General features: G+C 73.4%; 4 protein-coding genes. 2 read left to right on the forward strand and 2 right to left on the reverse strand.

Going from position 1 to position 5,114, the window contains the following annotated elements; translation table 11 throughout:
- Positions 1–65: 65 nt before the first annotated feature.
- Both xylB and xylA read right to left on the reverse strand, forming a co-directional pair.
- On the reverse strand, positions 66–1,562 hold the full coding sequence (gene xylB / locus ACFRCR_RS16755; RefSeq protein WP_377679104.1) for a xylulokinase: 1,497 nt from the start codon (positions 1,560–1,562) through the stop codon (positions 66–68).
- Entirely contained in the window at positions 1,562–2,779 is a 1,218-nt protein-coding gene (gene xylA / locus ACFRCR_RS16760; RefSeq protein WP_377679105.1) for a xylose isomerase, read from the reverse strand. Before xylA ends, xylB begins: the two co-directional genes overlap by 1 nt.
- 61 nt (positions 2,780–2,840) lie before the next feature.
- Between xylA and ACFRCR_RS16765 the strand changes: the two genes are divergently transcribed.
- Entirely contained in the window at positions 2,841–4,100 is a 1,260-nt protein-coding gene (locus ACFRCR_RS16765; protein WP_377679106.1) for an ROK family protein, read from the forward strand.
- A gap of 175 nt (positions 4,101–4,275) precedes the next feature.
- Positions 4,276–5,049: an ABC transporter ATP-binding protein gene (locus tag ACFRCR_RS16770; RefSeq protein ID WP_377679108.1), complete on the forward strand. Its 774-nt coding sequence runs from the start codon at positions 4,276–4,278 to the stop codon at positions 5,047–5,049.
- Positions 5,050–5,114: the final 65 nt, after the last annotated feature.

Here is a 5,114-nt window from a genome sequence, read left to right on the forward strand (position 1 = left end):
GAACGGCGGCCCCTTGTCGTGTCACACGGAACCACGGCGCGAAGAGCGTCGAGAGCACCCCGACCTCAGGTCAGGTCGCGCACCGCCGCGTACCCCGCACGGATCCCGGGCTCGGGGTCCGCGTCGTACCCCGTGCTCGACGACGTCTCCCACCGGGGAGCCTCCGCCGCGCCCGACAGCACCCACGCCGCCTGGCGAGCGGCGCCGTCGGCCACGTACTCGCCTGGCTCGGGGACCGTGACGGGCAGGCCGAAGACCTGCGGTGCGATGCGCCGCACCGCCTCCGACTGCGCACCACCGCCGATGAGCTGGAGGCGTTCGACCTGCACGCCCTGTGCGCGCAGGGCGTCGAGCCCGTCGGCCAGGCCGCACAGCATGCCCTCCACGGCGGCCCGCGCGAGGTGCGCGGGCGTCATGGTCGCGAGACGCATGCCGTGCAGCGTGCCGCTCGCGTCGGGCCGGTTCGGCGTGCGCTCGCCCTCGAGGTAGGGGACGAGCACGAGGCCGTCGGCTCCCGCCGGCGCCTGGAGCGCGAGCCGTGACAGGCCCGCGTGGTCCACGCCCAGCACCCGCGCGGTCGCGTCGAGGACGCGGCTCGCGTTGAGGGTCACCCCGAGCAGCAGGTAGTTGCCCGTGGCGTCGGCGAAGCCGTTGACGAGCCCGCTCGCGTCGGCCGTGGGGGACGTCGCGATCGCGGAGACGACGCCCGAGGTCCCGATCGAGACCGCGACGTCGCCCGCACGCATGCCGAGGCCCAGGGCCGCGGCCGCGTTGTCCCCCGCGCCGGGGCCGATCAGGGCCCCGCCGGGGACGCCCGCCCCGGCTGCCGTCCCCGCCGCCACACCGCCAGGCTCCCCAGGCCCGAGGACCCGGGGAAGGGCGACGTCCGAGCGTCCGAGCGCGAGCTCGAGCAGGTCGGTCCGGTAGGCACCACGCCCACCGTCGGCAGAGGCGTCGAAGTAGCCCGTCCCGGACGCGTCGGAGCGGTCGGTCACGAGCGCGGCGAGGTCGGGCTCGAGGCCCTCGCTCCGCGGGCCGTAGCCGGCGATCCGCCACGTCAGCCAGTCGTGCGGGAGCGCGACGGCCGCGACCCGCGCCGCGTTCTGCGGCTCGGCGTCGCGCAGCCAGCGCAGCTTGGTCACGGTCAACGACGCGACGGGCACGGACCCGACAGCCTCGGCCCACGCCTTGGCCCCGGCGCCGGGGTCCCCGGCACCGAGCTCACGGATCAGGTCCTGTGCGGCGCCGGCCGAGCGGGTGTCGTTCCACAGGAGCGCGGGACGGATCACCTCGCCGTCGGCGTCGAGCACGACCATCCCGTGCTGCTGACCGCCCACGGCCAGGGCCGCGACGTCGTCGAGCCCGCCCGCGACCTCGGCCGCGGTGCGGAACGCCGCCCACCAGGCGTCGGGCGAGACCTCGGTGCCCTCAGGGTGCGAGGCCGAGCCCGAGCGCACGAGCGCCCCGGTACGCGCGTCACGGACGACGACCTTGCACGACTGCGTCGACGAGTCGACCCCCGCGACGAGGACGTCGGCGGCCGACCCGGGAGAGCCGCCCATCAGCCGATCAGGTGCTTGAGCGCGAGCTGGTTGAGACGCACGAAGCCGAAGTCGCGCTCGGCGGCGGCCTCGACGTCGAACTCCTCGTAGGCGGCGCGGTCCGCGAGCAGGTCGGCGACGGTCTCGCCCGCCCCCAGGGTGCTCTCGCCGAGCTCGAACACGCCTGCGTGCTTGAACGCGGCCTGGACCTCGGGGTCGGCCCGGTACTCGGCGGACTTGCGCGCGAGCATCGAGTAGGTCTCCATGTTGGCCTTGGCCGAGTCCCACACGCCGACCTCGTTCTCGGTGCGCGAGGGCTTGTAGTCGAAGTGGCGGGGGCCCTCGTAGCGGGGTCCGCCGTTGGGGAAGCCGCTCTCGATGAGGTCGACCGTGAAGAACGCGGAGAGCAGGTCGCCGTGGCCGAACACGAGGTCCTGGTCGAACTTGATGGACCGCTGGCCGTTGAGGTCGATGTGGAAGAGCTTGCCGGCCCACAGCGCCTGCGCGAGGCCGTGCGTGTAGTTCAGGCCGGCCATCTGCTCGTGGCCCGTCTCGGGGTTGAGACCCACGATGTCGCCGTGCTCGAGCTTCGCGATGAGCGCGAGGGCGTGGCCGATGGTCGGGAGGAAGATGTCGCCGCGGGGCTCGTTGGGCTTGGGCTCGAGCGCGATCTTGATGTCGTAGCCCTGGTCCTTGATGTACGCGGCCGTGAGGTCGAGGCCCTCGGCGTAGCGCTCGTGCGCGGAGTGGAGGTCCTTGGCGCCGTCGTACTCGGTGCCCTCGCGGCCTCCCCACATGACGAAGGTCTTGGCGCCGAGCGACGCGGTGAGGTCGACGTTGCGCAGCACCTTGCGCAGCGCGTAGCGACGGACGCCGCGGTCGTTCGAGGTGAGGCCGCCGTCCTTGAAGACGGGGTGGGAGAAGAGGTTGGTCGTGACCATCTCGATGGTCAGGCCGGTCTCGTCGGCGGCCTTCTTGACCTCGCCGAGGAGCTGCTCGCGGGTCGCGTCGTCGGAGCCGAAGGGCACGACGTCGTCGTCGTGGAACGTGAAGCCCCACGCGCCCAGGTCGGCGAGCTTGCGCACGGACTCGGCCGGGTCGAGGTGGGGGCGGCTCGCTCCGCCGAACTGGTCCTGACCGGTCCAGCCCACGGTCCACAGGCCGAAGGAAAAGTTGATGTTCTGGTCGATCGCGTCAGCCACGACAGTCTCCTCGTCGAGATGGGCCGGCTCCGTCATCGAGCAAGCCGTCATTTGTTGTATGGATGAACTTATGCGGTCCTGTCGGTAAGGTCAAGACGTGAACCGCGACGAGTCCTCGACCGGCGTCAGGACGCCCACCCGGGCGCGCCCCACGGCCGCCCGCCAGCACACCCTGCGCGAGTACAACCTCGCCCTGGTCTCCCAGGCGCTCTTCGACGCGCCACGCCCCCGCTCGCGCGCCGACATCGCCGCCGCCACCGGGCTCACGCGCGCCACGGTGTCCGTGCTCGTCGACCAGCTCATCGAGGCCCGCCTCGTCCGTGAGCTCCCTCCGGTCACCCCCTTGCGCGCCGGACGCCCCGCCGTCCCCCTCACGCCCGCCGAGCGGACCATCGTCGGGCTGGGCCTCGAGGTCAACGTCGACTACCTGGGCGGCACCGTCCTCGACCTCACGGGGCAGGTCGTCGCGCAGGAGGTCGTGCCGGGCGACCTCCACGGCAGCGACCCCGCCGAGGTCCTCGGGCGCCTCGGCGCGCTCGCACGCCGCCTCGTCGAGGACGTCGAGGCCCAGGACATGCAGGTCGCGGGCGCACGCCTCGCGCTGCCCGGTCTGGTCGACGCCCGCGCGGGCCGCCTCCAGGTCGCCCCCAACCTCGGCTGGTCCTCGTTCCTCCCCCTGCCGCTGCTCGGCCTGCCCGACCGCCTGCCCGTCGAGATCGCCAACGAGGCCAACCTCGCGGGCCTCGCACAGCTCGTCGCGGGCGCGCAGGGCCGCAGGCCCGACGACGCCGCTCCCCCCGTGCCGTCGTCGTTCCTCTACGTCTCGGGCGAGGTGGGCATCGGCTCCGCGATCGTGATCGACCGCGAGCTCTTCCTCGGGAACCGGGGCTGGAGCGGCGAGATCGGGCACGTCGTGGTCGACCCGCACGGACCGCGCTGCCTGTGCGGGGCCACGGGCTGCCTCGAGCAGTACGCGGGCAAGGACGCGATGCTGCGCGCGGCCGGCATCCCCGTGGACGCGCCCGTCGAGGCGTTCCTCGACGCGCTCGCGGAGGGCACGTCGGCGGCCCGCGAGGCCGCCACCTCGGCGGGCACGGCGCTGGGGCGCGCGCTCGCGAACTTCGTCAACCTCGTCGACATCGAGACCGTGCTGCTGGGCGGCATCTACACCGACCTGCTGCCCTACCTGCGCGAGGCCCTGACGACCGAGCTCACGACCCGCGTGCTCGCGTCGCCCTGGACCGAGCTCGACCTGCGGCCCGCGCTCGTCGCGGGGCACGCAGCCATGATCGGGGGCGCACGCACCGTGCTGCGGGACGTGGTCGCGGCGCCATCGGCGTGGACGACGAGCGACTGACCGGGTCACCTCGAGGCGTCGCGGGCACGCACCGGTCGCGCCAGGCAGCGCTCCCGGTGGACGGTGTGACCCGCGACGCACCGCCCACCGGGAGAACGCGGGTACCGTCGTTCGTTGGACCACCGGGGACACCCATGCCCCCGTATCGGTTGACCCACCCTCGGAAGGACCGGGCATGACGACCAGCCACATCCTGCAGGCGCGCGACCTCTGGGCCGGGCACGGCGGCGAGGACGTCCTGCGCGGCGTCTCGATCGAGCTCGCGGCGGGGCAGGAGCCCGTGGGGATCGTCGGCCCGTCGGGCGTCGGGAAGTCGACGCTCGTGAGCGCGCTGCTGGGCGAGGTCAAGCCGTCGAGCGGGACCGTGACGTGGGGCGGGCGGACCGTGACGCGCCTCGGACGCCGCGACAAGAAGACGTTCAAGGCCGCGGTGCGGCGCGTGTCGCAGGACGGCCTGCCGGGCATCGACCCCGCGAGCACCGTGACGCACGTGCTCAAGTCCGGCCTGACCGACGCACGCAAGGGCGGGCGCCCCTCGGGGCAGTCGATCGAGGACCTGCTGGACCTCGTCGCCCTCGAGCACCGCTACGCGGACCGCCCGCTGCGCACCCTGTCGGGCGGCGAGCGTCAGCGCGTGGCCATGGCCCGGGCGCTCGCGACACGACCCGACGTGCTGCTCCTCGACGAGCCGCTCACGGCGCTCGACCCGACCATGCGCGGCGAGATCGCCGGGCGGGTCAAGGAGACGGCCACGCGCCTCGGCACAGGCGTGCTCCTGATCTCGCACGACCTCGAGCTCGTGCACCGCATGACCTCGTCCGCGCACCTCCTGGTCGACGGCGAGTTCGTCGAGTCCGGCCCGCTGCAGCAGGTGCTCGCGGAGAGCGAGCACCCCGTGGTCCGCGAGCTCGCGGAGGCCGCGCCGCTCGCGGTCCAGCGCTGGAGCTGAGCACCTCGGTACCGCGGTGTCTTATAAACATCTACCACCCCACGAGACATTGCGGCAACGAGTTT

Source organism: Oerskovia sp. NPDC056781, from assembly GCF_042789955.1.
GTDB classification, from domain to species: Bacteria; Actinomycetota; Actinomycetes; order Actinomycetales; family Cellulomonadaceae; genus Oerskovia; species Oerskovia rustica.

What these genes read in the sequence shown, in the direction of transcription:
- ACFRCR_RS16770 (WP_377679108.1), top strand. Translation starts at nt 4,276, where the DNA reads ATGACGACCAGCCACATCCTGCAGGCGCGCGACCTCTGGGCCGGGCAC.
- xylB (WP_377679104.1), bottom strand. Translation starts at nt 1,562, where the DNA reads ATGGGCGGCTCTCCCGGGTCGGCCGCCGACGTCCTCGTCGCGGGGGTC.
- xylA (WP_377679105.1), bottom strand. Translation starts at nt 2,779, where the DNA reads ATGACGGAGCCGGCCCATCTCGACGAGGAGACTGTCGTGGCTGACGCG.